Below are 25,592 nucleotides of genomic sequence, written 5' to 3'. Positions count from 1 at the left end.
AGAGCCAATCCACCCCTGCTGGATAGCCGCCACGCATGAATCCGATTGTCCGCTGGTTCCACCAACTCGGTTCGCCTCCCACGTTCGACCGTTTCGCTGCCCGCTGGTCGCGGGTGTTCTACCTCGCGGCGATGCCGGCGCTGCTGGTCGGCATGTGGCAGGCGCTGCTGGTGGTGCCGCCGGAAGCCAAGCAGCTGGACAGCTTCCGCATCCTTTACATCCACGTGCCCAGTGCCTGGATGAGCCTGTTCGTATTCGCGCTGATGGCGCTGTATGCCGCCATCGCGCTGATCTGGCGGATCAAGGTCTGCGAGATCCTGGCCATGGCCTGCGCGCCGATGGGCGCCGGTTTCACCCTGATCACCCTGCTGACCGGCAGCATCTGGGGCAAGGGTACCTGGGGCACCTGGTGGGACTGGGACCCGCGCATGACCAGCGAGCTGGTGCTGCTGTTCCTGTACCTGGGCGTGATCGGCCTCTACCACGCCATCGAGGACCGCCGCAGCGCCGCACGTGCGGCGGGACTGCTGGCCATCGTCGGCGTCAGCCTGCTGCCGGTGATCCGCTATTCGGTGGACTGGTGGGGCGGCCTGCATCAGCGCCAGTCGATCAACGTGTTCGGTGAATCGGCGATCAGCAGCGCGATGATCGCGCCGCTGTGGTGGATGGTGATCGGCACCAAGTTCTGGTTCGCCGGTTCGGTGCTGGCCAAGGCGCGCGCCGACAATCTCGACCGCGAGGCCGGCAAGGCCTGGGTCGGTGGACGCGTCGGTGCCGAACGCCCGGTCCGGGAGGCCCAGCCATGACCCACCTTCCCTATGTGATCGGCGCCTACGCCGTGTTCGTGCTGGTGCTCGGCGCCGACGCCATCGGTTCGTGGCTGCGCCTGCGCGTGGCACGCCGGCTGGCACTGGCCCGCCAGCAGCGGCAGCAGACCCGCGCCGGCAGGCAGGACGCAGCTGTGCCGCTGTCGACGGAGCTGGAACGATGACCCCGGTACAGCGTCGCCGCTTGGCATGGGTGCTGCTGGCCCTGCTCGCCTCCGGCCTGGCCACTGCGCTGGTGGCGATGGCACTGGAGCGCAACATCGCCTACCTGTACACGCCTTCGGAAGTGCTGCGCGGTGATGTCGATGCGCAGTCGCGCTTCCGCTTGGGCGGCATGGTGGTGAAGGGCTCTTTCAATCGGCCGGTCGGCTCGCTGGAAGCACGTTTCGAAGTGACCGACGGCGACGCGCAGCTGGCAGTGACCACCTCGCGGATCCTGCCGGACATGTTCGCCGAAGGCACGGCGGTGGTCGCCAGCGGCCGCCTGCAGGGCGGCACCTTCGTCGCCGACGAAGTGCTGGCCAAGCACGATGAGAAGTACGTGCCGAAGGAAGTGGCCGACAAGATGGGCGATGCCCACCGCAAGCACGATGTGCCGGTGACGGCCCCCGAGGTGCGCTGAGTGCTGCCCGAACTGGGTCAGATCCTGCTGATGTGCGCATTGCTGGCCTCGCTGCTGCAGGCCGGCCTGCCGCTGGTCGGCGCACATCGCAACAACACGGCATGGATGGCGGTGGCACGGCCAGCCGCGTTCGCGCAGCTGCTGCTGCTCGCCGGCGCGTTCGCGGTGCTGACCGCCGCGTTCGTGCAGCAGGATTTCTCAGTGCGCTACGTGGCCGAGAACTCCAATTCGCTGCTGCCGATGATCTACCGCTATTCGGCGGTCTGGGGCGCGCATGAAGGCTCACTGCTGATGTGGGCGCTGGTGCTGGCATTGTGGACCGGCGCGGTGGCGCTGTTCTCCCGGCACCTGCCGGCACCGGTGCAGGCGCGCGTACTGGCGGTGATGGGCATCGTCAGCGTCGGCTTCCTCGCCTTCCTGATCTTCACTTCCAACCCGTTCCTGCGCCTGAACCCGGCGCCGCTGGAAGGGCGCGATCTCAACCCACTGCTGCAGGACCCGGGGCTGATCATCCATCCACCGATGCTGTACATCGGTTACGTGGGTTTCGCCGTTCCGTTCGCATTCGCGGTGGCGGCGCTGCTGGAAGGTCGCGTGGATGCGCGCTGGCTGCGCTGGACGCGGCCGTGGACGAACGTCGCGTGGGGCTTCCTGACCCTGGGCATCGCGCTGGGCAGCTGGTGGGCCTACTACGAGCTGGGCTGGGGTGGCTGGTGGTTCTGGGACCCGGTGGAGAACGCCAGCTTCATGCCATGGCTGGTCGGTGCGGCACTGATCCATTCGCAGGCCGTCACTGAGAAGCGCGGCACCTTCGGCAGCTGGACCCTGCTGCTGGCGATCGCCGCCTTCGCGCTGTCGCTGCTGGGCACCTTCCTGGTCCGCTCCGGTGTGCTGACCAGCGTGCATTCGTTCGCCGCCGATCCCTCGCGTGGCCTGTTCATCCTGGTGTTCCTGTCGGTGCTGGTCGGTGGCAGCCTGCTGCTGTACGCGCTGCGCGCCAGCCAGCTGAGCGTGGACGCCGACGACCCGCGCCGTGGCTTCACTGCCACCTCGCGCGAGACCCTGCTGCTGGCCAACAACCTGCTGCTGGCCACGGCCTGCGCGATGGTGCTGCTCGGCACGCTGTATCCGTTGCTGGCCGATGCGCTGTCGCTGGGCAAGATCTCGGTCGGCCCGCCCTACTTCGGCAGCCTGTTCCTGCTGCTGATGGCGCCAATGATCCTGCTGCTGCCGTTCGGCCCGCTGGTGAAATGGCAGCGTGACCAGCCCTCGCGCGCCTTCGCGCTGCTGGCACCGTGGCTGGGCCTGGCGCTGCTGCTGGGCGCGCTGGCCTGGTGGCAGGCGCCGCAGAACGGCTGGAAGGCCGGCATCGGCGTGGCCGCTGCGGCCTGGGTCGCACTCGGTACCGCACGCTTCGTCTGGCAGCGACTGCGCGGCAACGGCCGCTTCACCGCCGAAATGCTCGGCATGATCGTTGCCCACGCCGGCATCGCCGTGTTCCTGGCCGGCGCGCTGCTGGTGGAAGCCTTGAACGTGCAGCGCGAAGTGGCGCTGGCCCCGGGCCAGCAGCTGGTGGTCGGTCGCTACGAAGTGCGCTTCGAGGGCGTGGACCATCGCGAAGGCCCCAATTTCATCGCCGACCGCGGTCACCTGCGGGTGTTCCGCGAAGGCCGCGAACTGGCCCTGCTGCACCCGGAGAAGCGCCAGTACGCCAGCGGCGGCCAGGTGATGACCGAGGCCGGCATCGATGCACGCTTCGACGGCGATGTCTACGTAGCATTGGGCGAGCCGCTGGGCAACAATGCATGGGCGGTACGGGTGCACATCAAGCCGTTCGTGCGCTGGATCTGGCTGGGCGCGCTGCTGATGGCCCTGGGCGGATTCATCACCGCCGCCGACCGCCGTTTCCGTCGTCCGTAGGAGTTTCCATGTCCGAGTCCCCCGCCCCGCGCCCCTCCCGCCCGCTGCCGCCGGTAGCCATCGTGATCGGCGTGCTGTTCTTCTTCGGCCTGCTCGGGCTGATGATCTACGGGGTTATGAAATCGGGTGATCCGCAGCGCGACGTGCTGCCATCGGCGCTGATCGACAAGCCGGCGCCAGCGTTCGCGCTGCCGGTGCTGCACGACCCGGAAATGATCGTGCACAGCGACGAACTGCGTGGCGCGCCGTACCTGTTGAACGTGTGGGGCAGCTGGTGCGCGGCCTGCCGCGAGGAACACCCGGTGCTGACCCGTTTCGCCGAGAGCAAGCGCGTGCGCGTGATCGGCTACAACTGGAAGGATGAACCGACCGATGCCCTGCATTGGCTGGAACAGCTGGGCAACCCGTTCATGGTCGTGCTCAGCGACGTGGAAGGCCGCACCGCGATCGACTGGGGCGTGACCGCCGCACCGGAAACCTTCCTTGTCGACGGCAGCGGCATCGTGCGCTGGAAGTACAGCGGTGCGATGACCCAGCGCGTGGTCGACGAGAAGCTGATCCCGGCGCTGGAGAAGATCGAGAAGGCCCAGGGCAATGCCGGCAGCACGCTGCACACGGCGCCCTGAGCCCATGCGCTGGCTGCTGGCGCTGCTGCTCTTGATGCCGCCGCTGGCCGCGCTGGCACAGCAGCCGCTGCATGATCCGCAGCCGCTGCAGTTCCGCGATGGCGCCGAAGAACGCCGCTTCCACGACCTGGCCGCGCAGCTGCGCTGCGTGCAGTGCCAGAACCAGTCGCTGGCCGATTCCAACGCGCAGATCGCGCAGGACCTGCGCCGCGAGGTGCTGCAGCTGATGCAGCAGGGCCACGACGACGCGCAGATCAAGCAGTTCCTGGTCGCGCGCTACGGTGAGTTCGTGCTCTATCAGCCACCGTTGCAGCCGGGCACCTGGCTGCTCTGGGGCGGCCCCCTGCTGATGCTCGGTGCGGGTGCTCTGGTGGTGCTCGGCATCGTCCGCCGCCGTGGCCGCACGGTTGGCGCCGCAGCGGCCGGCAAGGCCGATGAAGGAGACGGATGGTGAGCCATTGGCTGCCGGTGCTGGCCGGTCTGGTTGCTGCGTTGATGGCAGTGCTGGTGCTGTGGCCGCTGCGCCACTCTGGCCGCCGCGGTTTCGTGGTCGGCGTATTCGCACTGGGCGTGGCCGGTGCCTGCCTGTACCTGCTGGTCGGTGATCCACGTGCAGCACAGATACAACCGACGCCTTCGGTAGCCACCCTGCGCGATGGCGTGCAGGCCCTGCAGGATGCACTGAAGCGTGACCCACAGCGGGCCGATGGCTGGGCGCTGCTGGGCCGGTCGCAAGCCGAACTGGGCAATGCCGCAGCCGCGGCGGACGCGTTCGCGCGGGCCGCCACTCTCGCCCCGGAAGACCCCGCCGTGCTGGTGGAAGCGGCGCAGGCACGTGCGCAGGCCGATGCCGGCAAGCAGTTCGATGACACCGCGATGGCCTGGCTGCAGCAGGCGCGTGCGCTGGCGCCCGATGCCGAGCGTGCCAGCTGGCTGCTGGGTATCGCCCTGCGCCAGCGCGGAAAGAATGCCGAGGCCGCAGATGTGTGGAGCGGCCTGCTGCCACGGCTTGAGCCCGGCGCCGCGCAGGCGCTGCAGGCACAGATCGCCATCGCCCGTGAAGCCGCCGGTCAACCGTCCGATGCAGCCGTTGCGGCGCCACCGGCGCTGTTGCAGGTGCGCGTGCAGTTGCCTGCGTTGAAGGGCACCGAGTGGCCGGCCAGCACCCAGGTATTCGTGCTGGCCCGCGCCGTGGGTGGACCGCCGATGCCGGTGGCCGCACGCAAGCTGCCCTTGGCCGGATTCCCGGCCACGGTCGGGCTGGGTGACGCTGACAGCCCGATGCCAACCGCACCGCTGTCGGCCCATCGCGAAGTGGAAGTGCTGGCACGCATCTCGCGCACCGGCAGCGCCAACCGCAGCGAGGATGACCTGCAGAGCGTACCGGTGAAGGTGAGCCTGCCCCACGACGGTGTTGTGGAGCTGCGCTTCCCGTAACGCGCCGCGGTAGTGCCGGCCGCTGGCCGGCAACCTCATGAATCGTGATGCGCCTGCGAGGTTGCCGGCCAGCGGCCGGCACTACCTGCATCGCCGATGGAAACCAGCGTGTCGCCAGCTCCACATGCGGCCCCCGCTAGAATGCCTGCATGACCGAATTCATCCCGCCCGGCACCCGCTTCCACGCCCTGCCCTCGCCCTTCCCGTTCAAGCGCGGCGGCGCCCTGCACGGCGCGCGCGTCGCCTATGAGACCTGGGGAACACTGGCGGCCGACGCCAGCAACGCGATCCTGATCGTGACCGGCCTCTCGCCGGATGCACATGCGGCAGCCAACGACGCCAACCCGGCAACGGGCTGGTGGGAAGGCATGGTCGGACCCGGCAAGGCGATCGATACCGACCGCTGGTTCGTGGTCTGCGTGAACTCGCTGGGCAGCTGCAAGGGCTCGACCGGTCCGGCCTCGCTCAACCCGGCCACCGGCCAACCGTATCGTCTCGACTTCCCCGAGCTGTCGATCGAAGACGGCGCGCGCGCCGCGATCGAAGTCGTGCGCGCCCTGGGCATCGAACAGCTGGCCTGCGTGGTCGGCAATTCGATGGGCGGCATGACCGCGTTGGCCGTGCTGATGCTGCACCCGGGCATTGCGCGCAGCCACGTCAACATTTCCGGCAGCGCGCAGGCGCTGCCGTTTTCCATCGCGATCCGCTCGCTGCAGCGCGAAGCGATCCGCCTTGATCCACGCTGGAATGGTGGCCACTACGACGACGACGCGTATCCCGAGTCCGGCATGCGCATGGCGCGCAAGCTGGGCGTGATCACCTACCGTTCGGCACTGGAATGGGATGGCCGCTTTGGCCGCGTGCGGCTGGATTCGGACCAGACCGACGACGATCCGTTCGGCCTCGAATTCCAGGTGGAAAGCTACCTGGAAGGCCACGCACGGCGCTTCGTGCGTTTCTTCGACCCCAACTGCTATCTGTACCTGAGCCGCTCGATGGACTGGTTCGACCTGGCCGAGTACGCCGATGGCGATGTGCTGGCCGGGCTGGCGAAGATCCGGGTGGAGAAGGCGCTGGCCATCGGCGCCAACACCGACATCCTGTTCCCGGTGCAGCAGCAGCAGCAGGTCGCCGATGGCCTGCGTGCCGGAGGCGGTGACGCCCATTTCATCGGATTGGAGTCACCGCAGGGTCACGACGCCTTCCTGGTCGACTTCGATCGTTTCGGCCCCGCCGTGCGCGGCTTCCTCGACGCGCTGTAGTGGCTTGGCGGCGCAACCTGGCGCTCGCCGCGTTCGGCGCGTTGATCGCGCTGATGGTCAGCGGTGTGCTGCCGCTGTGGCTGGGTGGCTGGTGCATGCTGGCCAGCGCGGTTTCGTTCGCGCTGTACGGCCAGGACAAGCGCGCGGCGCAGCGAAAGCAATGGCGCATTCCCGAACGCCCCCTGCAACTGCTGGCCTTTGCCGGTGGCTGGCCGGGCGCGCTGCTGGGCCAGGCGCTGTTCCGACACAAGCACCGCAAGGCCGCATTCCAGTGGGTGTTCTGGTTGTGCGTGCTGGCCAACGTGGCCTCGATCGCGGTGATGCTGCGCGAGTTCTCGCGGTAACCCTCGCAATCGGTAGTGCCGGCCGCTGGCCGGCAATTCCGTGTCCGCATCAAGCGCCATGAGGTTGCCGGCCAGCGGCCGGCACTACCGGTTCACGCTTCGCGGACCAGAGCCCCGTCGCGCAACCGGTACTGCGCATCGACCACGCCTTCGGGCAGGTCGTCGTGGGTGATCATCAACAGGCTGCGCCCGTCCAGCAAACCGGAAAGGTCCTGCAGCAACGCACGTGCGGTATCCACGTCGAGGCCTTCGGTCGGTTCGTCCAGCAGCAGGATCGGCGCATTGCGCAGCAGTGCACGGGCCAACGCCAACCGCCGCGCCTGCCCGGCCGACATCGTCGCGCCGTTCTCGCCCACCCAGGCCTGCAGGCCGCCGTTGCGCTCGGCCCATTCGCCCAGGCGCACGCGGCGCAGCACCGCCCACAAGGCGGCGTCGCTGGCATCGGGATCACCCAACCGCAGGTTCTCGGCCACGCTGCCGGCAAACACCGGCGCGTTCTGCGGCAGCCACGCCAGCTGCCGGTGCCAGTCGGCCTGGGCGAAATCACGCAGGTCGCGGCCACCGTAGGTCAGCCGTCCCTGCTGCGGATCCCACAACCGCAGCAGCAGGCTCGACAGCGTGGTCTTGCCACTGCCGCTGTCGCCGCGAATCGCGATGCGTTCGCCTGGCGCCAGGGTCAGCTGCAGGCCGGACAGCACCGGCCGCGCGCCGCCTGGCCACTGGAAATGCACGTCATCCCAATGCACGCGCGCAGCCGGCGGCACCACCTGTGGCGCCTGCGGATCGTCCACCGTCGGCGCTTGCTCGACGATCGCCTGCAGGCGATCGGCGGCAATGCGCCCGGACTGCAGCGACTGCCAGGCCAGGCCCATGCCGGCCCACAGCTCGACCAACGCCACGGTGAGGAACACCAAACCTGCGGCCATTTCCGGTGCGATGCGCTGCTGCTCGGCCGCGTGCAGGGCCAACGCCAGCATCGCCACCAGGCCCAGCCCCGCCACCAGGCCGTGCAGGGTCGAGGCCGCGATCAGGCGCCAGCGGCGACGGCGGTCACGCGAGGCCAGCTGCTTGGCTGCCACGCGCACCTTCAGCTGCCACGCTGCATCGGCATGCAGCGCGGCCAGGTCACCCGCACCTTCCAACCCTTCAAAGGCCGCGGTGCGCAATGCGGCACGATGCGCGGCACGGTCGGCCTCTTCGTCGTCATGGCCACGCACGCCCAGCCACGGCACGCCGAAGGCGATCAGCAGCGCCAGCACCGCCAGCAGCACCGCAGCCGACGGCAGGATCAGTGCCGCCGAAACGATCGCGACCAGCGACAATCCGCCCAACGCCACCAGCGGCCCGATCGCACGCACCAGCAGGCCGTCCACTTCACCGATGTCGCCGAGCAGGCGCGCCAGAAGGTCGCCGGTGCGCGTAGCCCCCAATCGTGCGGGTGCCAGCGGCAACGCGCGGCGGAAGAACCACACGCGCAGGTCGCGGGCGATGCGCAGCGTGGCGTCGTGGCCGACCAGCTTCTCGAAATAGCGCGACACGATGCGCGCCATCGTCAGCCCGCGTATACCCGCGGACGGTGAGAAGAAGTTGAAGCCTTGGCCGAGGCCGGCCGCGCCAGCCAACGCGGCGGCGGTGAGGAAGCCACCGGACAGGCCAAGCAATGCGGTGCCGGCCAGCATGGTGGTCCACAGCAGCAGCACGGTCAGCAGCAGGCGCGGCCGATGGCGCAGGAACACCGCGCGCAGCGAATCAGGCGAACGGCTCATGCGCCCACCGCCTGTGCCGGTTCGACCAGGCGCCCTTCCGGCAGCAGCAGGCAGCGGTCGGCCCAGGCGATCACCGCCGGGCTGTGGGTGGCGACCACCACACTGCGGCCCCGCGCATAGGCAGCCAGGCTGCGCAGCAGTGCGGCCTCGGTATCGGCGTCGAGAAACGCGGTGGGTTCGTCCAGCAACAGGACCTGCGGGTCGCGCAGCAACAACCGGGCCAGGCCGATACGACGGGCTTCGCCGCCGGACAGGCCGAAGCCACGTTCGCCGATCACCGTGTCCAGGCCCTGTGGCAGGCGCTGTGCGAACTGCAGCACCTGCGCGGCCTCGGCCACCGCACGAAGACGCGCATCGCTGGCACCCGGATCGGCCAGCCGCAGGTTGTCGGCGATGCTGCCGTGGAACAGGTAGGGGCGCTGGCTGGCATAGGCCACCTGCACACCGGGACGCAGCTGCAGCTTGCCGGCGCGCGGCGGCAGCCAGCCGGCCAGCGCTTCCAGCAGGGTGCTTTTACCGGAACCGCTGGGACCAACCAGGGCCAGGCGCTGGCCCGGCTCCAGCCGCAGGTCCAGATCCCGCAGCACATCCTGCGGCGCGCCCAGCGGGCGCAGCACCAGCCCTTGTGCCTGCAGCGGCGGCAACGCGGCCTCGGCCGGCTCCACCGCCAGCGGTGCAACCTCGTTCTCGACCAGGCCCTGCTCATCGGGCAGCGACTGCAGCAGGCGCTCCACTTCGGCGGCGGCGGCCAGTGCATTGGCGCGATCATGGTAGTGCGCGGCCAGCCGTCGCAGCGGCGCATAGAATTCCGGTGCCAGCAGCAGGCAGAACAGCCCCGCACCCAGCGTCGGCACCGCTGCATGCAGCGACATCATGCCCAGATAGCTCAGGCCCAGGTACAGCGCCACCATCGCCACGCTCACCGAGGCGAAGAATTCCAGCACCGTGGACGACAGGAAGGCAATCCGCAGCACCTTCAGCGTGCGCACGCGCACGCCTTCAGCGGCAGCCTCGATACCCTCCAGCTCGGCGTCACCGCGGCCATAGAGGCGTAGCAGGCCCAGGCCCTTGATGCGGTCGGCGAAATGGCCGCTCATGCGTGCCAGCTCACCCAGCTGCGCACGGCCGGCCGCTTCGGCGCCCCAGCCCACCAGCATCATGAAAAACGGCACCAGTGGCGCGGTGAACAGCAGGATCAGCGCCACCACCCAGTCCACCCAGGCCACCGCGGCCAGGATCAGCAGCGGCACCACCACCACTTCAGTGCGCACCGGCAGGAAGCCGCTGTAATAGCTCTCGATCGCATCACCGTGATGCAGCATCAGTTCGCCCAGTTCGCCGGTGCGGCGCTGCCGCAGCCACAGTGGGCCGTGGCCCAGCAGGCGTGCGAACACGCGTTCGCGCAATGCCAGGCGCGCGGCGTCGGCCACGTCACCGGCGGCGGCCTGGGTGGCGCTGCCCAGCAGGGTGCGCAGCACCAGGATCACCGCCAATCCCGCCAGCACCGGCAGGCCAGAGGCCAGCGGCACGCGCTCCACCAGCACCTGCTGCACCAGCCAGGCGATGGCGGCAGCCTGGCCGATCAACAGTGCGCCGGACAGGCTGATGCACAGCGCGGCCAGGCGCTGGCGGCCCCGGGCGGAGCGTGCCAGGTCGGCCAGCCAGGCCGTGCGCACACGCCGCTGGCGGGCGGTTTCAGCTTCCGGGGACAGGCCGTCAGGGGTCGTTTCGGCAGCGCTCAAGAGGTCTTCACGGGCAACGGGGGAGACACGGCATTGTAGGCGCAGGCAATAGCCCGCCCCTGCGGCCGGCGGTCGCAGTCTTCATCAGGTTGGCATACGATCAACCGGGGCACCTGTTCATACATTGATCTGGATCAAGGCTGTTTGAAGTAGTCGGTCACATCATTCACGTCGTAGACCACCCTTCCCGCCACCTGCAACGGCACTATCCAACGAGGTAGCCAGGCCATGATTGATCAGACAGTCGTAGAACTGTCGCGGCTGCAATTCGCGCTGACCGCGATGTACCACTTCCTATTCGTACCGCTCACCCTCGGCCTGTCCTTCATGGTGGCCATCATGGAGAGCGTGTATGTGATGACCGGCAAGGAGATCTGGCGCAGGATGACCCTGTTCTGGGGCGTCCTGTTCGGCATCAACTTCGCCATGGGCGTTGCCACCGGCATCGTCATGGAATTCCAGTTCGGCATGAACTGGTCCTACTACAGCCACTACGTGGGTGACATCTTCGGTGCGCCACTGGCGATCGAAGGCCTGATGGCGTTCTTCCTGGAAGCCACCTTCGTCGGCCTGTTCTTCTTCGGCTGGAACCGCCTGAGCAAGGTCAAGCACCTGATGGTGACCTGGCTGATGGCGCTGGGGACCAACCTGTCGGCGATCTGGATCCTGGTGGCCAATGGCTGGATGCAGAACCCGACCGGTGCGGTGTTCAACCCGGAAACCATGCGCATGGAAGTGGTCGACTTCATGGCGGTGGTGTTCAACCCGGTGGCGCAGGCCAAGTTCGTGCACACCGTCAGCGCCGGCTACGTGACCGGTGCGGTGTTCGTGATGGCGATCAGCGCGTTGTTCCTGCTGCGCAACAAGCACAAGGACCTGGCCCGCCGTTCGTTTGCGGTGGCCGCGGCGTTCGGCCTGCTGTCATCGCTGTCGGTGGTCGTGCTGGGTGACGAGAGCGGTTACGCCGCCAGCGAACACCAGAAGATGAAGCTGGCCGCGATCGAAGCGATGTGGGAGACCGAGCGTGCACCGGCCGACTTCACCGCCTTCGGCATCCCCAACCAGGAGACCCACCAGAACGACTACGCGGTGAAGATCCCCTACCTGATGGGCCTGATCGCCACCCGCTCGTTGAACCAGCCGATTCCCGGCATCCTGGAACTGGTCGAGCGCGCCGAACACCGCGTGCGTGGCGGCCAGCTGGCCTACGGTGCATTGGAACGCCTGCGCGCCAACAAGAACGACGTTGAAGCGCGCGAGATGTTCGACCGTCACTGGCAGGACCTGGGCCACGGCCTGCTGCTCAAGCGCTATCGCGATGACATCCTCAACGCCACCCCGCAGGAAATCTCGCAGGCGGCGATGGACACGGTGCCTCGCGTGATGCCGTTGTTCTGGACCTTCCGCGTGATGGCCGGCCTCGGCTTCTACCTCATCGCTTTCTTCGCCCTGGCCTTCTACTACTCCTGCCGCAACAATTTCCAGGACAAGCGCTGGTTCCTCAAGCTGGCCCTGTGGACGCTGCCGGCACCGTGGATCGCGATCGAGTGCGGCTGGTTCGTGGCCGAGTATGGTCGCCAGCCGTGGGCGGTCGATGGCGTGCTGCCGACCTTCTATGCAGCATCGGGGCTGGCCCTGCATGAAATCGTGCTGACCCTGGCCGGCTTCACTGCCATCTACACCGCGCTGATCGTGGTCGAGATCAAGCTGATGCTCAAGGCGATCCGCAAGGGTCCGGACGAGGTGCTGCCGTCACTGCAGTCGCCCCAGCCGCATGCTTCCCACAATGCCTCGGCGCCGGCCGCCGGCCAGGCCTGAGGCAGGAGAACCAAGATGGATTTCATTCTTCTGGACTACACCACGCTGCGCGTGATCTGGTGGCTGCTGCTCGGCATCCTGCTGATCGGTTTCGCCGTGATGGATGGTTTCGACCTGGGCGTGGGCACCCTGCTGCCCTTCGTCGCCCGCAACGACGCTGAGCGCCGGCTGGTGATCAATACCATCGGTCCGGTATGGGAAGGCAACCAGGTGTGGCTGATCCTGGGCGGCGGCGCGATCTTCGCCGCATGGCCGCCGCTCTACGCGGTCAGCTTCTCCGGGTTCTACCTGGCGATGTTCGTGATCCTGTTCGCGCTGATCCTGCGACCGGTCGGCTTCAAGTTCCGCAGCAAGATGCCCAGCGAGCGCTGGCGCAACACCTGGGACTGGGCGCTGTTCATCGGTGGCTTCATCCCGGCGCTGATCATGGGCGTGGCGGTGGGCAACGTGGTGCTGGGCGTGCCGTTCCACTTCGATGACAGCATGCGCATCTTCTACACCGGCTCGTTCTTCGGCCTGCTGATGCCCTTCGCGCTGCTGGCCGGCCTGCTCAGCGTGTCGATGCTGGTCGCCCACGGTGCCGCCATGCTGGTGCTGAAGACCGACGGCCCGGTGGCCGAACGTGCGGCCCGTTTCGGCAGCATCGCCGCGATCATCGCCTTCGTGCTGTTCGCGGTGGGCGGTGCCTGGGTGGCCTTCGGCCTGCCGGGTTACCAGATCACCTCGCAGGTGGTCACCGACGGCGCCACCAATCCGCTGCTGAAGACCGCCGAACTCGGCGCCGCCGGTGGCTGGATGCGCAACTACAGCGCCATGCCGGCCACGATCCTGGCGCCGCTGCTGGGCCTGGCCGGACTGCTGGCCAGTGCGGTACTGCTGCGGGCCCGTCGCGGCGGCTTGGCCTTCATCGCCTCCGGGGCCGCCATCGCCGGCATCATCCTGACCGTCGGCTTTGCGATCTTCCCGTTCCTGCTGCCGTCCTCGAGCCAGCCCACCTCCAGCCTGACCGTGTGGGACGCCTCGTCCAGCCACCTGACCCTGTGGATCATGCTGCTGGCCACGGCGGTGTTCCTGCCGATCATCCTCGCCTACACCACCTGGGTGTACCGCGTGCTGAAGGGCAAGACCACCACCGAAGAGATGGGCAACAACCCGAACGCGTATTGATTGCTTGCACGTGTGCCGACCAACGGTCGGCACCTACCCGGAATGAAGGAGACTGATCATGTGGTATTTCGCCTGGATTCTCGGTGCCGGCCTCGCCTCGACGGTGGCCATCCTCAACGGCATGTGGTTCGAAGCCCGCGAGCAGAACCGCATCGAGAAGGAAAATCGTCGCTGAGCTGTAAAAAAGCCTTGCCGCCTTGGCCTTCACACGGTATCTTAGGCGGCTCCTTCGGGGTGTAGCTCAGTCTGGTAGAGCGCTACGTTCGGGACGTAGAGGTCGCAGGTTCGAATCCTGTCTCCCCGACCACTTCGGTGGTCGCATTGAAGCCTGGTGAAGTCGTCCAGGCTTTTTTGTTCCCTGAAGTGGCACTGCTTCGGCAGTGTGAAGAAAACAGCATTCACCCCTTGCCGCCATCGGGGTGAATCGCTAGAATAGGCGGCTCCCTTCGGGGTGTAGCTCAGTCTGGTAGAGCGCTACGTTCGGGACGTAGAGGTCGCAGGTTCGAATCCTGTCTCCCCGACCACTTCGGTGGTCACCAAGAAGCCTGGAAGACATCACTGTCCTCCGGGTTTTTTTGTATCAGGCACCTGGCCGCCCGCATGACGGGACCTTGCCGGAGCCCGCACGTACAATGGCCGCGCTGCCGGCCCGCCAGCAGCCCCCACCTCCACCTGCCGCTTCGGCGTAGACCGATGCCGGCGCTGCATGCCATTTCCGCGGCATGCGACACCTGCAAGGACCACCGATGAGTTCCTCCACTTCCGATTCGCCGTCGCTGCTGCACGGTCGTGTCCTCGCGTTTGCCGCGATCCTGCTGGCAGCGGTCAACCTGCGCACGGCGGTCACCTCGATCACCCCGCTGCTCGACGTACTCGGCCAGCAGTTCGGCTTCGGCACCACCATGACCGGCGTGCTGGGCATGCTGCCGACCGCCTCGTTCGCGCTGTTCGGTGTGGCCACGCCGGCGCTGGCGCGGCGCCTGGGCCTGGAGCGCACCACGCTGCTGGCGATGGTGATGGCGATGGCCGGCCTGCTGCTGCGCTCCAGTGCCGGCAACGTCGGCACGCTGCTGCTCGGTTCGGTGCTGGCACTGGCCGGCATGGGCATCGGCAACGTGGTGGTGCCGCCGCTGGTAAAGCGCTACTTCGCCAACAAGGTCGGCACCATGAGCACGCTCTACATCAGCGTGCTGCAGCTGGGCACCATGCTGCCCGCATTGCTCGCGGTACCGATGGCCAACGCCGCTGGCTGGCGCGTGTCGCTGGGCATGTGGGCACTGCTGGCACTGGCTGCCGCACTGCCGTGGCTGGTTCTGGCCAGGCGCGCACCGAAGCCGCAGGCAGATGCCACCGACCCGGCCGCACAGCCGCATGGGAAAGTCTGGCGCACCTCACTGGGCTGGAGCATGACGCTGATGTTCGGCATGACTTCGCTGATGACCTATTCGATGTTCACCTGGCTGCCACGCATCGTGGTCGAGGCCGGCGGCACACCGGCCTTTGGTGGCGTGATGGTGGCGGTGTTCTCGGCGCTCGGGCTGCTGCCGTCGCTGGTCATTCCATCCATGGCAGTTCGCATGCAGAACCCGTTCCCGCTGGTGCTGATCGGCTTCTTCTCGTTCGTGATCGCCTTCACCGGCCTGCTGCTGGCACCGATGAAGGCCCCCCTGCTGTGGGCGTGCCTGCTCGGCGTCGGTCCATCCACCTTCCCGCTGGCGCTGACCCTGATCAACCTGCGCACGCGCACCCCCACCGGCTCGGCGGCACTGTCCGGCTTCATGCAGGGCGTGGGTTACAGCTTCAGCTGTCTGGGGCCGTTCCTGGTCGGCTGGCTGCATACGGTCAGCAACGGCTGGACGCTCCCGTTCAGCTTCCTGTTCGGCTGCGCCACCCTGATGCTGTGCGCCTCCTGGGTGGCCTGCAAGCCGCGCAAGCTGGAAGACCTCTGGTAAGCCGCAACCGGCCCTACCTACCGCTCGTCAGCCCGTCTGCGCATTTTGACACCGGGCTGACAATTCCGGGCGGATAGTGCCCACGAATGCCCATCCTTGCCGCGTGCCGGCATCGGGCATGGGGGCGGCAGCGCCGCCCAGGCCGCCATTCGGTGTGCGGGGGACTCTCGTTTCAGACAAGACATTGCAGGTCGCTGTCCGGGTTTGTATCCGTCCTTGCTGGACGGGAATGCACGAAGGGAGTGACGCGGGCCACGGCCACGCCAAAAGCTGGCATGTGATGTGCGTCACATTTCTTAGGTTGTCTGGTTCGGAAGCCAAGGGGGTCCCCAATGGTTGTCCACCGCCGGCTGGCGCTCTGCGTCGGCCTTGCCTGTACCGCCCTGGCCTGGGCCAGCAGCGCTGCCCCGCCTGACCGCGAGGCGGCCCTGGCCGAGATCGGCCGCTACCGCGACCAGGCCCGCTGGCTGGATGCCCTCGGCGCGATCGAGCGCGCCAGCCAAGAGCAACCCAACGACGACCTGCTGTTCAAGCTGCGCGTACTGACCCTGGGCGACATCGGCAACGCCTGGCGCGCCTGGGAGCTGTACCAGCAGCGCCCGCAACTGTTCGACGCTGCACAGAAGCAACGCATCGAAGGCGACTACCTGGCCAAGCTTGTGGTCTGGAGCCTGGCCTACAGCAGCAGCGAAGACAGCCGCCTGGAAGAAGCCGAATCGACCCTGGCGCGCATGCAGCGCTACCTGGGCAGCGAGGGCACCCCGCCCGCGCAGGCGCCGCTTCGCGTCCGCATGGACCGGCTGATCCTGCTCAACCGGCTGGGCCGCCATGCGCAGGTGCGCGAGGAAGCCCGCGCACTGCAGGCCGAAGGCCATGCCCTGCCCGACTATGTGCTGCCTGCGGTCGGCGATTCGCTGATGGGCACCCTGCATCCGGAAGAAGCCATACCGGTGCTGCAGGCGGCAGTGGCCGGCGACCCGACACGCGATGCCTCGCATTCGGAACTGGCCTATGCCTACCTTGAGAGCGAGCAGCAGGAAAAGGCGATCGACCTGCTGCAGGCCTGGCGTGACAAGGAGCCGGCGTGGCGCTGGAGCAACGGCAAGTCACCGTACGCGAACTGGTCACGTTACGAGGCCGACCTGAATCTGGCGATGGTACGCGCCTACAGCGGCGACCTGCGCACCGCACAGCACGACCTGGAATCGATGGTCGACATCGCACCGGGCAACGGCGGCCTGCAGAGCGCGCTGGGCAGCGTGTACATGATGCGCGGATGGCCACGCATGGCACTGCAGCGCCAGCAGATGGCACATGCGCTGGACCCTCGCGACGTCGAGCCGCGGCTGGGCATGGAGGAGGCCTACGTCGCCCTGCAGCGCGATGACCTGGCAAGGCCACTGCACGACGATCTTGTCGCACGCTACCCGACCCAACCCGCCGTCGAACGCATGGACCAGGCCTGGCGCGCGCATCGCGGTTGGCAGCTGAAGGCATGGACCGACATTGGTCGCAGCTCCGGCGGTGGCGGCACCTCGCCGCTGGGCAACAACGACCGTCACTACGGCATGGAAGTGCAGACACCGGTGCTCGACGACCGCTGGCGGTTGTTCGCCTTCGCCGACAGGCGCTCGGTCGACTTCCAGGACCAGCGCATCGACCCGCTGTGGCTGGGCGCGGGCGTACGCTACCGCTTTGGCCAGCTGGATGCGGAAGCGGCGGTACTGCGCGCCAACGACCACATTGGCGATACCGGCCTGCGCATCGGCGTGGGTTGGCAGTTCAACGATTACTGGCATGCCGGGCTGGTGGCCGCACGCAATGACCCGGAAGCCTCGATGCAGGCGCGCGTGGCGGGCATCACCGCTGACAGCGTGAGCGCGCAGGTCGACTACCGGCGCAGCGAGCTGACCCACTGGATGTTCGGCGCCAGCCGCTTCCGCTATGACGACGGCAACCACCGCGAGCTGTTCAGCACCAGCATCGAACAGCGCCTGCTGACCCGCCCGCGCTGGTTGATCGACGGCCTGGCCAGTGCCTACACCAGCCGGGGCAGCCGCGACGACGCGCCCTACTTCAACCCGAAGCGCGACCGCATGGTCGAGATCGGGCTGCGCATCGACCAGCAGCTGTGGCGCCACTACGAGCGCCACTTCCGGCACCGCCTGACGGTCTCGCTGGGTGACTACTGGCAGGACGGCTTCGGCAGCGCGCTGGTCCCTTCGGTGTCCTACATGCACGAATGGCAGCTGGGCCAGGGCCGCGTGTTCGAGTACGGCGTGCGCTGGTCGCGGCCGGTCTACGACGGCCACCGCGAGCGTCATATCGGCTTCGAAGCCGCACTGCGCTGGGGAGAGTGACATGGCCCGCATCCTGCGACTGATCGTGCTCCTGCTGCTGGCCGCCACGCCGCCGGCGTTCGCGCAGCAGGCGCTGCATCTCGATGCCACTGACAACGGCCTGCTGATCCTCAGCTACCACGACATCCGCGACCGGGTCGCGGCCAAGGGCGACGCCGATACCTACGCGGTGAGCACGCAGAACTTCGCTGCGCACCTGGATTGGCTGGGGGCACACGGCTACCACCCGGTGTCGCTGTCGCAGGTAATCGACGCCTCCCAGGGACGCGCCACGCTGCCACCGAAACCGGTACTGCTGACCTTCGATGATGGCCTGCGCAGCGTCTACGACAAGGCGTTCCCGCTGCTGCAGGCGTACCGCTACCCGGCGCTGGTGGCAGTGATCACCGATTACGTGGACATGGCGCCCGGGCGCACGATCGACTATGGCTACCGGCCGTTCGGCCACGATGACTTCGTTACCTGGGCGCAGCTGAAGCAGATGCACGACAGCGGCCTGATCGAAGTGGCCAGCCATACCGACGACCTGCACCACGGAGTGCTTGCCAATCCGCAGGGCAATTCGACGCCAGCGGTGGTCACCCGCATCTACCGGCCGGCCACGCGCAGCTACGAGAGCGAGGCGCAGTACGAGCAGCGCCTGCGCGCCGATCTCGGCCGCAGCGTGCAGCGCATCCAGCAGCACCTGGGCGTGCGCCCGCGCGCCATTGTCTGGCCGTACGCGGCCTACAACCAGTTGAGCAACGACATCGCCGAACAGCTGGGCATGCCGGTGTCCTTCGATCTGGAAGGCCGCAGCACACCAGTGGCCAGCGACCTGCATGGGCTGGCGCGCTTCCTGGTCAGCGACAACCCGACCGTGGAGGGCCTGGCCTACGAGCTGCGGCGCGACGTTGCGCTCGACGGCATCCGCGCGTTGCAGGTCGACCTGGATGATGTGTACGACCCGGACCCGGCGCAGCAGGGGCGCAACCTCGATGCGCTGATCGAGCGGGTCAAGCGCATTTCGCCCACCCACGTCTACCTGCAGGCGTTCGCCGATCCGGACGGCAACAACACCGCCGATGCACTGTACTTCCCCAACCGGCACATGCCGATGCGCGCGGACCTGTTCAGCCGGGTCGCCTGGCAGCTGAAGTCGCGCGCGGGGGTGAAGGTCTACGCATGGCTGCCGGTGCTCGGCTTCGAGCTGCCCGACCCCGTGCAGCGCAAGGCACTGGCGATCCACAACGGCGATGCCGACGGCATGTACCGGCTGGACTTCACCAATCCGAAGGCACGCCAGATCATGCTCGACATCTACGAGGATCTGGCCGTCAACTCGTACTTCGAAGGCCTGCTCTTCCATGATGATGGCTACCTGCGCGACACAGAACTGCCGACGCTGGCGGCCGGCGACGATGGCAGCGCTCGCACCCGGGCGCTGATCGACTTCACCCTGGCCCTGCGCGACAGTGCGCAGCGTTGGCGGCCGAAGCTGGCCACGGTGCGCAACCTGTACGCGGAGCCGGTGCTGCGTCCGCAGAGCGAAGCCTGGTTCGCGCAGCGCCTGGACCTGTTCAACAAGGCCTACGACCAGACCGCACTGATGGCGATGCCGTGGATGGAAGGCAGCAGGCATCCGGAACGCTGGCTCGACCAGCTGCTGGCCGCGGTGCGTGCGCACGATCCCCAGTTGCAGCACACCCTGTTCGAACTGCAGACCGTCGATTGGCGCAGCGGGCAACCGATTCCCGCCGAGCGGCTGCGCGCGCAGATCCGCCAGCTGCAGGCGCAGGGCGTGCACCACTTCGCCTGGTACCCGGATGACTTCATCGCCGGCCAGCCTTCCACCCATGATGCCCGCGCGGCGATGTCCGCCGGCAACTTCCCGTACCCGGAGAAGTGACATGGACATGCACCCGCTGCTGCAGGTCCTGTTCCAGTTCGCCTTCTACTACCCGATGGTGATGGCGTTCTTCTGGATGTCGGGCGGCCTGTATTACTACTTCCGGCGCGAACGCCATTCGCGCCCACGCAACGACCCGCCGCTGATGGTCGATCCACCGTTCGCGAGCCTGTTGATTCCCTGCCACAACGAGTCCGCGAACCTCGACGACACACTCGGCGCGGCGCTGGCACAGCGCTATCCGGCCGACTACGAGGTGATCGCCATCGACGATGGCAGCAGTGATGACACCGGCGCCCGGCTCGACGTGCTGGCGGCGAAGCATCCGCGGCTGCGCGTGCTGCACCTGGACCGCAACCTCGGCAAGGCCAACGCGCTGCGCATGGGTGCGCTGGCGGCCCGCTCGGAGTACCTGGTGTGCATCGATGGCGATGCCATGCTGGAGGAACACGCCCTGCACTGGATGGTCTGGCACCTGGTCAGCGGCAACCGCGTCGGTGCGGTCACCGGCAACCCGCGCATCCGCAACCGTTCCACCCTGCTTGGACGCCTGCAGGTGGCCGAATTCTCCTCGATCATCGGCATGATCAAGCGCGCGCAGCGCGTGTACGGGCGCATCTTCACCATCTCCGGAGTGATCGCCGGCTTTCGCCGCACCGCCCTGCACCAGGTCGGCTGGTGGTCGGACGACATGGTGACCGAAGACATCGACATCAGCTGGCGCCTGCAGCGTGCGCATTGGGACATCCGCTACGAACCCAACGCGCTGTGCTTCATCCTGATGCCGGAAACGCTGAAGGGTCTGTGGCGGCAACGGCTGCGCTGGGCGCAGGGTGGCGTGGAAGTGATGCTGCGGCATGCGCGTTCACTGCTGCACTGGAAGGAACGGCGCATGTGGGGCGTACTGCTGGAGTACGTGCTGAGCGTGATCTGGGCCTACACCATGTTGTTCATCGTGGTGCTGTGGGTGCTGGGCAAGCTCATCGACATGCCGCCGCAGCTGTACATCGCCAGCCTGCTGCCGCAATGGCATGGCGTGATCCTGGCCCTGGTCTGCCTGATGCAGTTCGCCAGCAGCCTGATCATCGACCGTCGTTACGAAACACAGATTGGACGCAACTACTTCTGGGTCATCTGGTACCCGATGGCGTACTGGCTGATCAGTCTTTCCACCACCCTGGTGGCGTTGCCGAAGACCCTGCTGCGCCGTCGCAGCAAGCGCGCCACCTGGACCAGTCCCGATCGGGGGATCCGATGAACGCACAACGCCCGTCCAACCGCTTCGACTCACGGATGATCCGCAAGCCGCATCGCCAACCACGCTTCCAGCGCACCGCCTGGGGCTTCGTCACCCTCGCGTTCTGGGGGTTCTACTTCTACCTGTGGGCACCGTTGGTGACCCTGTTCTCGTGGCTGATCGGCGGCCAGCTGGCCTGGCAGCAGCTGTACGAACGGCAAAGCCAGTTCGACCCCTATGTGCTGGTGGCACTGCCGCTGATGCTGCTGTGTGCAAGCGTGCTGCTGATCGGCTGGGCCGAGTACAACCGCGCGCGCTTCCGTGGCCACGAGCGACGCCTGCCGCGACCGCTGGCCAGCCTCAATGAAGTCGCGGCCGATCTGGGTGCCAGCACCGGCCTTGCCGAGCGTCTGCTGGGCTGCAAGGCCGCCACGCTGCACATGGACGATCACGCGCGGCCGATCGGTATCCGCCGCGAGGTGGTGTGACGCCCCGGTAGTCGCCGACCCTGGTCGGCGCTTGCTTGGGTAGCTGCCGACCCTGGTCGGCGCTTGGGCCTGGTGGGCGCCGACCTTGGTCGGCACCGGGGTCTACCGCGAAGGGCATCCGCGCATCGCGTGGATCTACTTGCGCGTCTGCCCTTCACCGCGCACGACAAATCGTTCGACGGTGAGTGCTTCCAGGCCCATTGGGCCGTACGCATGCAGGCGCGTGGTGGAAATGCCGATCTCGCTGCCCAGGCCCAGCTGTCCACCGTCGGAGAAGCGCGACGAGGCATTGACCATCACCACCGCCGAGCGCAGTGCGTTGACGAAGCGCTCGGCATGGCCGGCGTCTTCGGTGGCGATCACTTCGGTATGGTCGGAGGTATAGGCACGGATGTGCGCGATGGCCGCCTCGAGGTCATCAACCACGCGCACGGCCAGCACCAGGTCGAGGAACTCGGCAGCGTAGTCGTCTTCGCTGGCGGCGGTGCTGCCCGGCAGCAGCGGCTGCGCGTTCGTGTCGGCGCGCAGCTCCACGCCACGCTCACCGAGCGCCTGCGCCACGCGCGGCAGGAAGGCTTCGGCCACATCACGATGCACCAGCAGGGTTTCCAGCGAGTTGCAGGCCGACGGACGGCTGCACTTGCCGTCCACCAGAAGGTCGATGGCTTTGCCGAGGTCGGCGCTGGCATCCACGAACAGGTGGCAGACACCCTTGTAGTGCTTGATCACCGGCACCCGCGCATGCTCGGAAACGAAGCGGATCAGGCCTTCGCCGCCGCGCGGAATCGCCAGATCGATCAGTTCATGCAGCTGCAGCAGCTCCAGCATTGCTTCGCGGCGCAGGTCGGTCAGCACGGTCACTGCCGCCGCCGGTACGCCATTGGCCTGCAGGGCGCCGGCCAGCGCCAGGGCGATGGCGGTGTTGGAGTGGATCGCTTCGGAACCACCGCGCAGGATCACGCCATTGCCGGCCTTCAGGCACAGCGCGGCCGCTTCGGCGGTCACGTTAGGGCGCGCCTCGTAGATCATCGCGATCACGCCCAGCGGCACGCGCACCTTCTGCACGCGGATACCGTTTGGACGCACATCGTCGCGGGTGATCTGGCCGACGGGATCGGGCAGCGCGGCGACCTCTCGCACGGCTTCGGCCATCGCGAACAGGCGTGCCGGGTCCAGCGCTAGGCGGTCGAGCATGGCACTGCCAATGCCTTTCTCGCGCGCAGCGGCAAGGTCGCGCGCATTACCGGCCAGGATCAGCCCGGCATTCACTTCCAGCGCCTGGGCCATTGCCAGCAGCAGCGTGCGGCGCGCCGCACTGTCGAGGCCGGCAACGATCTGGGCCGCGTCACGGCAGGCACGCGCCTGCGCTTCGATTTCGCTCATCGGGGAGTCCTTCAAACCGGTCATGGCAGCACCAGATCGTCGCGATGGACGACACTGCCACCGTAGTTGTAGCCCAGCACGGCCTCGATGTCGCGCGAATGGCGGCCAGCGATCCGGCGCACATCATCGGCCGCATACTGGCTGACGCCGCGCGCCACGCAGACGCGGCCCTGTGGCGCGTTCCAGCACACCTGCACCATGTCGCCACGGCGGAACATGCCCTCCGCGCCGGTGATGCCGCCGGGCAGCAGCGAGGCGCCCTTCTCGCGCATCGCCTGCGCCGCGCCGGCATCGATCACGATCGCACCCTCGACCAGCGGCGCGTGCCGCAGCCAGTGCTTGCGGGCCGCCTCACGGCTGCGCGCGGCGTGGATACGGGTACCGAACAGGCGGTCCTGGGCCAGCGCGCGTACCACGTCACCGCTGCGGCCATTGAACAAATAGGTTTCGATGCCGAGACGACCCGCCTTCGCTGCCGCTTCCAGCTTGGTGCGCATGCCGCCGGTACCGGCGCGCGAGCCGGCGCCGCCGGCCATCGCCAGCACCTCGTCACTCAGTTCCGGCACGTCGTGCAGCGGCCGCGCGTCGGCCACGGTGCGCGGGTCGGCGCTGTACAGGCCATCGATATCGGTGGCGATGAACAGCGCATCGGCATCGACCAGCGCCGCCACCGTCGCCGCCAGGTTGTCGTTGTCGCCAAGCTTGAGCTCGTCCACCGACACGGTGTCGTTCTCGTTGACCACCGGCAATGCTCCCAGCCGCAGCAGTTCGTTGAGCGTGGCGCGGGCGTTGAGGTAGCGGCGGCGGTTGCGCAGGTCGTCATGGGTCAGCAGCACCTGCGCCACCGGGCGCTCGAAGAAGCGCTGCCAGAGCCCGATCAGCTGGGCCTGGCCGAGCGCAGCCAGCGCCTGCCGCGCCGCCATCGCCGCGCCAGGCTCATCGGCCCGCGGCAGGATCGCGCGCCCGGCAGCGACCGCGCCGGAAGACACGATCACCACCTCGCGCCCGGCCAGGACATTGGCCGAGACGAACTGCGCCAGGCCCAGCGCGTGGCGTGGTGACAGGCCGCCGCCATCGGCTGCCAGCAGGCTGCTGCCGACCTTCAGCACCGCACGCCGCCATGGCGGCAGCGCTTGTTCGGGGAACGGCGAGGCGACGTTGGCAGCGAGCGGGATCATCGGTCAGTGTCTCAGCGGGTGTTCCATTCGTGCACGGTCAGCTCGGAGGCCTGCATCGTCACCAGCGGATCGGTGGCGACGATGGCCTGCGCCTGCGCCAGGCTGTCCACGTTGCACAGCACATAAGCGCCACCACTGCCGTCGGCGAAACCACCAGTCAGCTGCAGCTTGCCCTGCGCCTGCAACGCATCGAGGAAATCGCGGTGCGGCTGCACCGCTGCATCGTTGAAGTCCGGCCGGCGCATCGCCATCACCAGGTAGACAGTGCCCGCCATCAGGACAGCGCCTGCCAGCGCTCGCGCAGTTCGTCCAGGCGCAGGTCGGCGGCCGAACCCGGCGACACGCGCGCGGCGAGGCTGCCTTCCGGGGTACGCCCCTGCCCTGCACTGTCGGCACCGGCCGCAGCGGCCTTGTAGGCCTCACGGAACGGCACGCCGGCCACGGCCGCTTCCACCGCCACGTCGGTGGCATACATGCCCGAATCGATGGCCGCACGCAGCTTGTCGTCACGCCATTCCAGGTTGGCCAGCAGCGCCGGCAACAGCTCCAGCGCGGCCAGGCCACGGCCGAAGCCGTGGAAGATGGCACCCTTGGACGACTGCAGGTCGCGGTGGTAGCCCGACGGCAGCGACAGCAGCTGCTCGATCTCGGTGCGCGCTGCGGCGACGCTGGCGTGGGTCGCACGCATCAGCTCGATCACGTCCGGGTTGCGCTTGTTGGGCATGATCGAACTGCCGGTGGTGTACTGCGCCGGCAGCGCGACGAAGCCGAACTCGGCGCTGGTGAACAGCGACAGGTCCCAGGCGATGCGGCGCAGGTCCAGCGTGGCACCACCGAGCGCTTCCAGCGCGGCCAGCTCGAACTTGCCGCGCGACAGCTGTGCGTAGATCGGCGAGATCTGCATGCGCGCGAAACCGAGCGCGGCCGTGGTGTGCTCGCGGTCCAGCGGCAGGTTCACGCCGTAGCCGGCAGCCGTGCCGAGCGGATTGGCATCGACCAGCGCATGGGTGTCACGCGCGCGGATGGCATTGTCGATGAAGGCCTCGGCCCAGCCCGCCCACCACATGCCGGCCGAGGACACTACGGCGCGCTGGATGTGGGTGTAGCCGGGAATCGGCAGGTCCTTCTCGGCCTGTGCGCGGTCCAGCGCGACCTTGGCCACTTCGGCACTGAGCTGTGCCACGCGCTGCAGCTTCTCCTTCAGCCACAGGCGGGTGGCGACCAGGATCTGGTCGTTGCGGCTGCGGCCGGTGTGGATCTTGCGGCCGGCATCGCCGAGGCGTCCGGTCAGGCGCGCTTCGATCGCCGAGTGGCCATCCTCATACTGGGTATCGAGCACGAAGCGGCCTTCGCGGAAGTCCTGCGCCAGCACCTCCAGTTCGCGCAGCAGGCCGTCCAGCTCGTCGGCACTGAGGATGCCGATGTGCTGCAGGCCTTGTGCATGTGCGGCGCTGGCGGCGATGTCATGCAGGAAGAACTCGCGGTCGAGGATCACGTCGTCGCCGGCGAGGAAGGTCTGGATCTGGGCGTCGACAGCGACGCCGGGCTTCTGCCAAAGAAGGTCTGCCATGGGGG

General features: G+C 67.7%; 23 protein-coding genes and 2 tRNA genes. 19 read left to right on the top strand and 6 right to left on the bottom strand.

Annotation, left to right across the window (positions count from 1 at the left end; all coding sequences use genetic code 11):
- The first annotated feature begins 35 nt into the window (after positions 1–35).
- The 9 genes from ccmC (at position 36) to AC5P6X_RS09410 (ending at position 7,038) form a co-directional block, all read left to right on the top strand.
- Positions 36–806 carry a heme ABC transporter permease CcmC gene (gene ccmC, locus AC5P6X_RS09450; protein ID WP_099606088.1) on the top strand — a complete coding sequence of 257 codons (771 nt, stop codon included), beginning with the start codon at positions 36–38 and terminating at the stop codon, positions 804–806.
- Positions 803–991 carry a heme exporter protein CcmD gene (gene ccmD / locus AC5P6X_RS09445; protein WP_005413988.1) on the top strand — a complete coding sequence of 63 codons (189 nt, stop codon included), beginning with the start codon at positions 803–805 and terminating at the stop codon, positions 989–991. Before ccmC ends, ccmD begins: the two co-directional genes overlap by 4 nt.
- Positions 988–1,449, top strand: a complete 462-nt coding sequence (ccmE, locus tag AC5P6X_RS09440; protein WP_005413989.1) for a cytochrome c maturation protein CcmE — start codon at positions 988–990, stop codon at positions 1,447–1,449. Before ccmD ends, ccmE begins: the two co-directional genes overlap by 4 nt.
- The gene (locus AC5P6X_RS09435) at positions 1,450–3,369 is read left to right on the top strand and encodes a heme lyase CcmF/NrfE family subunit (RefSeq protein WP_099606087.1); all 1,920 of its coding nucleotides are present in this window, start codon (positions 1,450–1,452) and stop codon (positions 3,367–3,369) included.
- 8 nt (positions 3,370–3,377) lie between these two features.
- Positions 3,378–3,995 (top strand): DsbE family thiol:disulfide interchange protein, encoded by a 618-nt coding sequence (locus tag AC5P6X_RS09430; protein WP_005410345.1) that lies wholly within the window; start codon positions 3,378–3,380, stop codon positions 3,993–3,995.
- Positions 3,996–3,999: 4 nt separating this feature from the next.
- On the top strand, positions 4,000–4,449 hold the full coding sequence (locus AC5P6X_RS09425; protein WP_099606086.1) for a cytochrome c-type biogenesis protein: 450 nt from the start codon (positions 4,000–4,002) through the stop codon (positions 4,447–4,449).
- Positions 4,443–5,432 (top strand): tetratricopeptide repeat protein, encoded by a 990-nt coding sequence (locus tag AC5P6X_RS09420; protein ID WP_099606085.1) that lies wholly within the window; start codon positions 4,443–4,445, stop codon positions 5,430–5,432. Before AC5P6X_RS09425 ends, AC5P6X_RS09420 begins: the two co-directional genes overlap by 7 nt.
- A gap of 149 nt (positions 5,433–5,581) precedes the next feature.
- A complete protein-coding gene (gene metX, locus AC5P6X_RS09415) occupies positions 5,582–6,694 on the top strand; it encodes a homoserine O-acetyltransferase MetX (protein ID WP_099606084.1) in 1,113 nt (370 codons plus the stop codon).
- A complete protein-coding gene (locus AC5P6X_RS09410) occupies positions 6,694–7,038 on the top strand; it encodes a DUF1294 domain-containing protein (protein ID WP_099606083.1) in 345 nt (114 codons plus the stop codon). Before metX ends, AC5P6X_RS09410 begins: the two co-directional genes overlap by 1 nt.
- Positions 7,039–7,130: 92 nt before the next feature.
- Here AC5P6X_RS09410 and cydC read toward each other — a convergent pair whose 3' ends face one another.
- Positions 7,131–8,804 (bottom strand): thiol reductant ABC exporter subunit CydC, encoded by a 1,674-nt coding sequence (gene cydC, locus AC5P6X_RS09405; protein ID WP_099606082.1) that lies wholly within the window; start codon positions 8,802–8,804, stop codon positions 7,131–7,133.
- Positions 8,801–10,546, bottom strand: coding sequence for a thiol reductant ABC exporter subunit CydD (gene cydD, locus AC5P6X_RS09400; protein WP_108270380.1), 1,746 nt, complete (start codon positions 10,544–10,546; stop codon positions 8,801–8,803). The genes cydC and cydD overlap by 4 nt, the downstream gene beginning before the upstream one ends.
- Before the next feature lie 228 nt (positions 10,547–10,774).
- Here cydD and AC5P6X_RS09395 point away from each other — a divergent pair, with 228 nt between their 5' ends.
- The 10 genes from AC5P6X_RS09395 (at position 10,775) to pgaD (ending at position 21,456) form a co-directional block, all read left to right on the top strand.
- Positions 10,775–12,364 carry a cytochrome ubiquinol oxidase subunit I gene (locus tag AC5P6X_RS09395; RefSeq protein WP_005410352.1) on the top strand — a complete coding sequence of 530 codons (1,590 nt, stop codon included), beginning with the start codon at positions 10,775–10,777 and terminating at the stop codon, positions 12,362–12,364.
- Positions 12,365–12,379: 15 nt separating this feature from the next.
- Positions 12,380–13,531 (top strand): cytochrome d ubiquinol oxidase subunit II, encoded by a 1,152-nt coding sequence (cydB, locus tag AC5P6X_RS09390; protein ID WP_005410353.1) that lies wholly within the window; start codon positions 12,380–12,382, stop codon positions 13,529–13,531.
- 58 nt (positions 13,532–13,589) lie between these two features.
- Positions 13,590–13,706 (top strand): cytochrome bd-I oxidase subunit CydX, encoded by a 117-nt coding sequence (gene cydX, locus AC5P6X_RS09385; RefSeq protein WP_005410354.1) that lies wholly within the window; start codon positions 13,590–13,592, stop codon positions 13,704–13,706.
- Between the two features lie 55 nt (positions 13,707–13,761).
- Positions 13,762–13,838: transfer RNA gene (locus AC5P6X_RS09380), tRNA-Pro, on the top strand.
- 140 nt (positions 13,839–13,978) lie between these two features.
- A tRNA-Pro gene (locus AC5P6X_RS09375) sits at positions 13,979–14,055 on the top strand.
- A gap of 222 nt (positions 14,056–14,277) precedes the next feature.
- Entirely contained in the window at positions 14,278–15,483 is a 1,206-nt protein-coding gene (locus tag AC5P6X_RS09370; RefSeq protein WP_005413997.1) for a CynX/NimT family MFS transporter, read from the top strand.
- 332 nt (positions 15,484–15,815) lie between these two features.
- Positions 15,816–17,843: a poly-beta-1,6 N-acetyl-D-glucosamine export porin PgaA gene (pgaA, locus tag AC5P6X_RS09365; RefSeq protein ID WP_108270381.1), complete on the top strand. Its 2,028-nt coding sequence runs from the start codon at positions 15,816–15,818 to the stop codon at positions 17,841–17,843.
- 1 nt (position 17,844) lies between these two features.
- Complete coding sequence (gene pgaB, locus AC5P6X_RS09360; protein ID WP_005413999.1) at positions 17,845–19,731, top strand: poly-beta-1,6-N-acetyl-D-glucosamine N-deacetylase PgaB; 1,887 nt, start codon at positions 17,845–17,847, stop codon at positions 19,729–19,731.
- Between the two features lies 1 nt (position 19,732).
- Positions 19,733–20,989: a poly-beta-1,6-N-acetyl-D-glucosamine synthase gene (pgaC, locus tag AC5P6X_RS09355; RefSeq protein ID WP_005414000.1), complete on the top strand. Its 1,257-nt coding sequence runs from the start codon at positions 19,733–19,735 to the stop codon at positions 20,987–20,989.
- A complete protein-coding gene (gene pgaD / locus AC5P6X_RS09350; RefSeq protein WP_005410359.1) occupies positions 20,986–21,456 on the top strand; it encodes a poly-beta-1,6-N-acetyl-D-glucosamine biosynthesis protein PgaD in 471 nt (156 codons plus the stop codon). The genes pgaC and pgaD overlap by 4 nt, the downstream gene beginning before the upstream one ends.
- 135 nt (positions 21,457–21,591) lie before the next feature.
- Here pgaD and AC5P6X_RS09345 read toward each other — a convergent pair whose 3' ends face one another.
- Genes AC5P6X_RS09345 through argH form a run of 4 tightly spaced genes read right to left on the bottom strand, consistent with a single transcriptional unit; the run spans position 21,592 to position 25,587 of the window.
- Positions 21,592–22,863 carry a glutamate-5-semialdehyde dehydrogenase gene (locus AC5P6X_RS09345; protein ID WP_043035347.1) on the bottom strand — a complete coding sequence of 424 codons (1,272 nt, stop codon included), beginning with the start codon at positions 22,861–22,863 and terminating at the stop codon, positions 21,592–21,594.
- Positions 22,860–24,017: a glutamate 5-kinase gene (gene proB / locus AC5P6X_RS09340; RefSeq protein WP_099606079.1), complete on the bottom strand. Its 1,158-nt coding sequence runs from the start codon at positions 24,015–24,017 to the stop codon at positions 22,860–22,862. The genes AC5P6X_RS09345 and proB overlap by 4 nt, the downstream gene beginning before the upstream one ends.
- Before the next feature lie 11 nt (positions 24,018–24,028).
- Complete coding sequence (locus AC5P6X_RS09335; protein WP_005414003.1) at positions 24,029–24,292, bottom strand: YciI family protein; 264 nt, start codon at positions 24,290–24,292, stop codon at positions 24,029–24,031.
- A complete protein-coding gene (gene argH / locus AC5P6X_RS09330; RefSeq protein ID WP_099606078.1) occupies positions 24,292–25,587 on the bottom strand; it encodes an argininosuccinate lyase in 1,296 nt (431 codons plus the stop codon). The genes AC5P6X_RS09335 and argH overlap by 1 nt, the downstream gene beginning before the upstream one ends.
- Positions 25,588–25,592: the final 5 nt, after the last annotated feature.

The sequence above is a fragment of the Stenotrophomonas sp. YJH_SMC_40 genome (genome assembly GCF_059368615.1).
Note: the sequence above shows the minus strand (reverse complement) of the source record. Positions and strands in the feature narration are given on the sequence as shown.

Coding starts and splice junctions, on each gene's coding strand:
- proB (WP_099606079.1), bottom strand. CDS start 24,017: ATGATCCCGCTCGCTGCCAACGTCGCCTCGCCGTTCCCCGAACAAGCG.
- AC5P6X_RS09425 (WP_099606086.1), top strand. CDS start 4,000: ATGCGCTGGCTGCTGGCGCTGCTGCTCTTGATGCCGCCGCTGGCCGCG.
- ccmE (WP_005413989.1), top strand. CDS start 988: ATGACCCCGGTACAGCGTCGCCGCTTGGCATGGGTGCTGCTGGCCCTG.
- AC5P6X_RS09335 (WP_005414003.1), bottom strand. CDS start 24,292: ATGGCGGGCACTGTCTACCTGGTGATGGCGATGCGCCGGCCGGACTTC.
- pgaC (WP_005414000.1), top strand. CDS start 19,733: ATGGACATGCACCCGCTGCTGCAGGTCCTGTTCCAGTTCGCCTTCTAC.
- cydB (WP_005410353.1), top strand. CDS start 12,380: ATGGATTTCATTCTTCTGGACTACACCACGCTGCGCGTGATCTGGTGG.
- metX (WP_099606084.1), top strand. CDS start 5,582: ATGACCGAATTCATCCCGCCCGGCACCCGCTTCCACGCCCTGCCCTCG.
- cydX (WP_005410354.1), top strand. CDS start 13,590: ATGTGGTATTTCGCCTGGATTCTCGGTGCCGGCCTCGCCTCGACGGTG.
- AC5P6X_RS09370 (WP_005413997.1), top strand. CDS start 14,278: ATGAGTTCCTCCACTTCCGATTCGCCGTCGCTGCTGCACGGTCGTGTC.
- ccmD (WP_005413988.1), top strand. CDS start 803: ATGACCCACCTTCCCTATGTGATCGGCGCCTACGCCGTGTTCGTGCTG.
- pgaA (WP_108270381.1), top strand. CDS start 15,816: ATGGTTGTCCACCGCCGGCTGGCGCTCTGCGTCGGCCTTGCCTGTACC.
- pgaD (WP_005410359.1), top strand. CDS start 20,986: ATGAACGCACAACGCCCGTCCAACCGCTTCGACTCACGGATGATCCGC.
- AC5P6X_RS09430 (WP_005410345.1), top strand. CDS start 3,378: ATGTCCGAGTCCCCCGCCCCGCGCCCCTCCCGCCCGCTGCCGCCGGTA.
- pgaB (WP_005413999.1), top strand. CDS start 17,845: ATGGCCCGCATCCTGCGACTGATCGTGCTCCTGCTGCTGGCCGCCACG.
- cydC (WP_099606082.1), bottom strand. CDS start 8,804: ATGAGCCGTTCGCCTGATTCGCTGCGCGCGGTGTTCCTGCGCCATCGG.
- argH (WP_099606078.1), bottom strand. CDS start 25,587: ATGGCAGACCTTCTTTGGCAGAAGCCCGGCGTCGCTGTCGACGCCCAG.
- ccmC (WP_099606088.1), top strand. CDS start 36: ATGAATCCGATTGTCCGCTGGTTCCACCAACTCGGTTCGCCTCCCACG.
- AC5P6X_RS09420 (WP_099606085.1), top strand. CDS start 4,443: ATGGTGAGCCATTGGCTGCCGGTGCTGGCCGGTCTGGTTGCTGCGTTG.
- AC5P6X_RS09345 (WP_043035347.1), bottom strand. CDS start 22,863: ATGACCGGTTTGAAGGACTCCCCGATGAGCGAAATCGAAGCGCAGGCG.
- AC5P6X_RS09395 (WP_005410352.1), top strand. CDS start 10,775: ATGATTGATCAGACAGTCGTAGAACTGTCGCGGCTGCAATTCGCGCTG.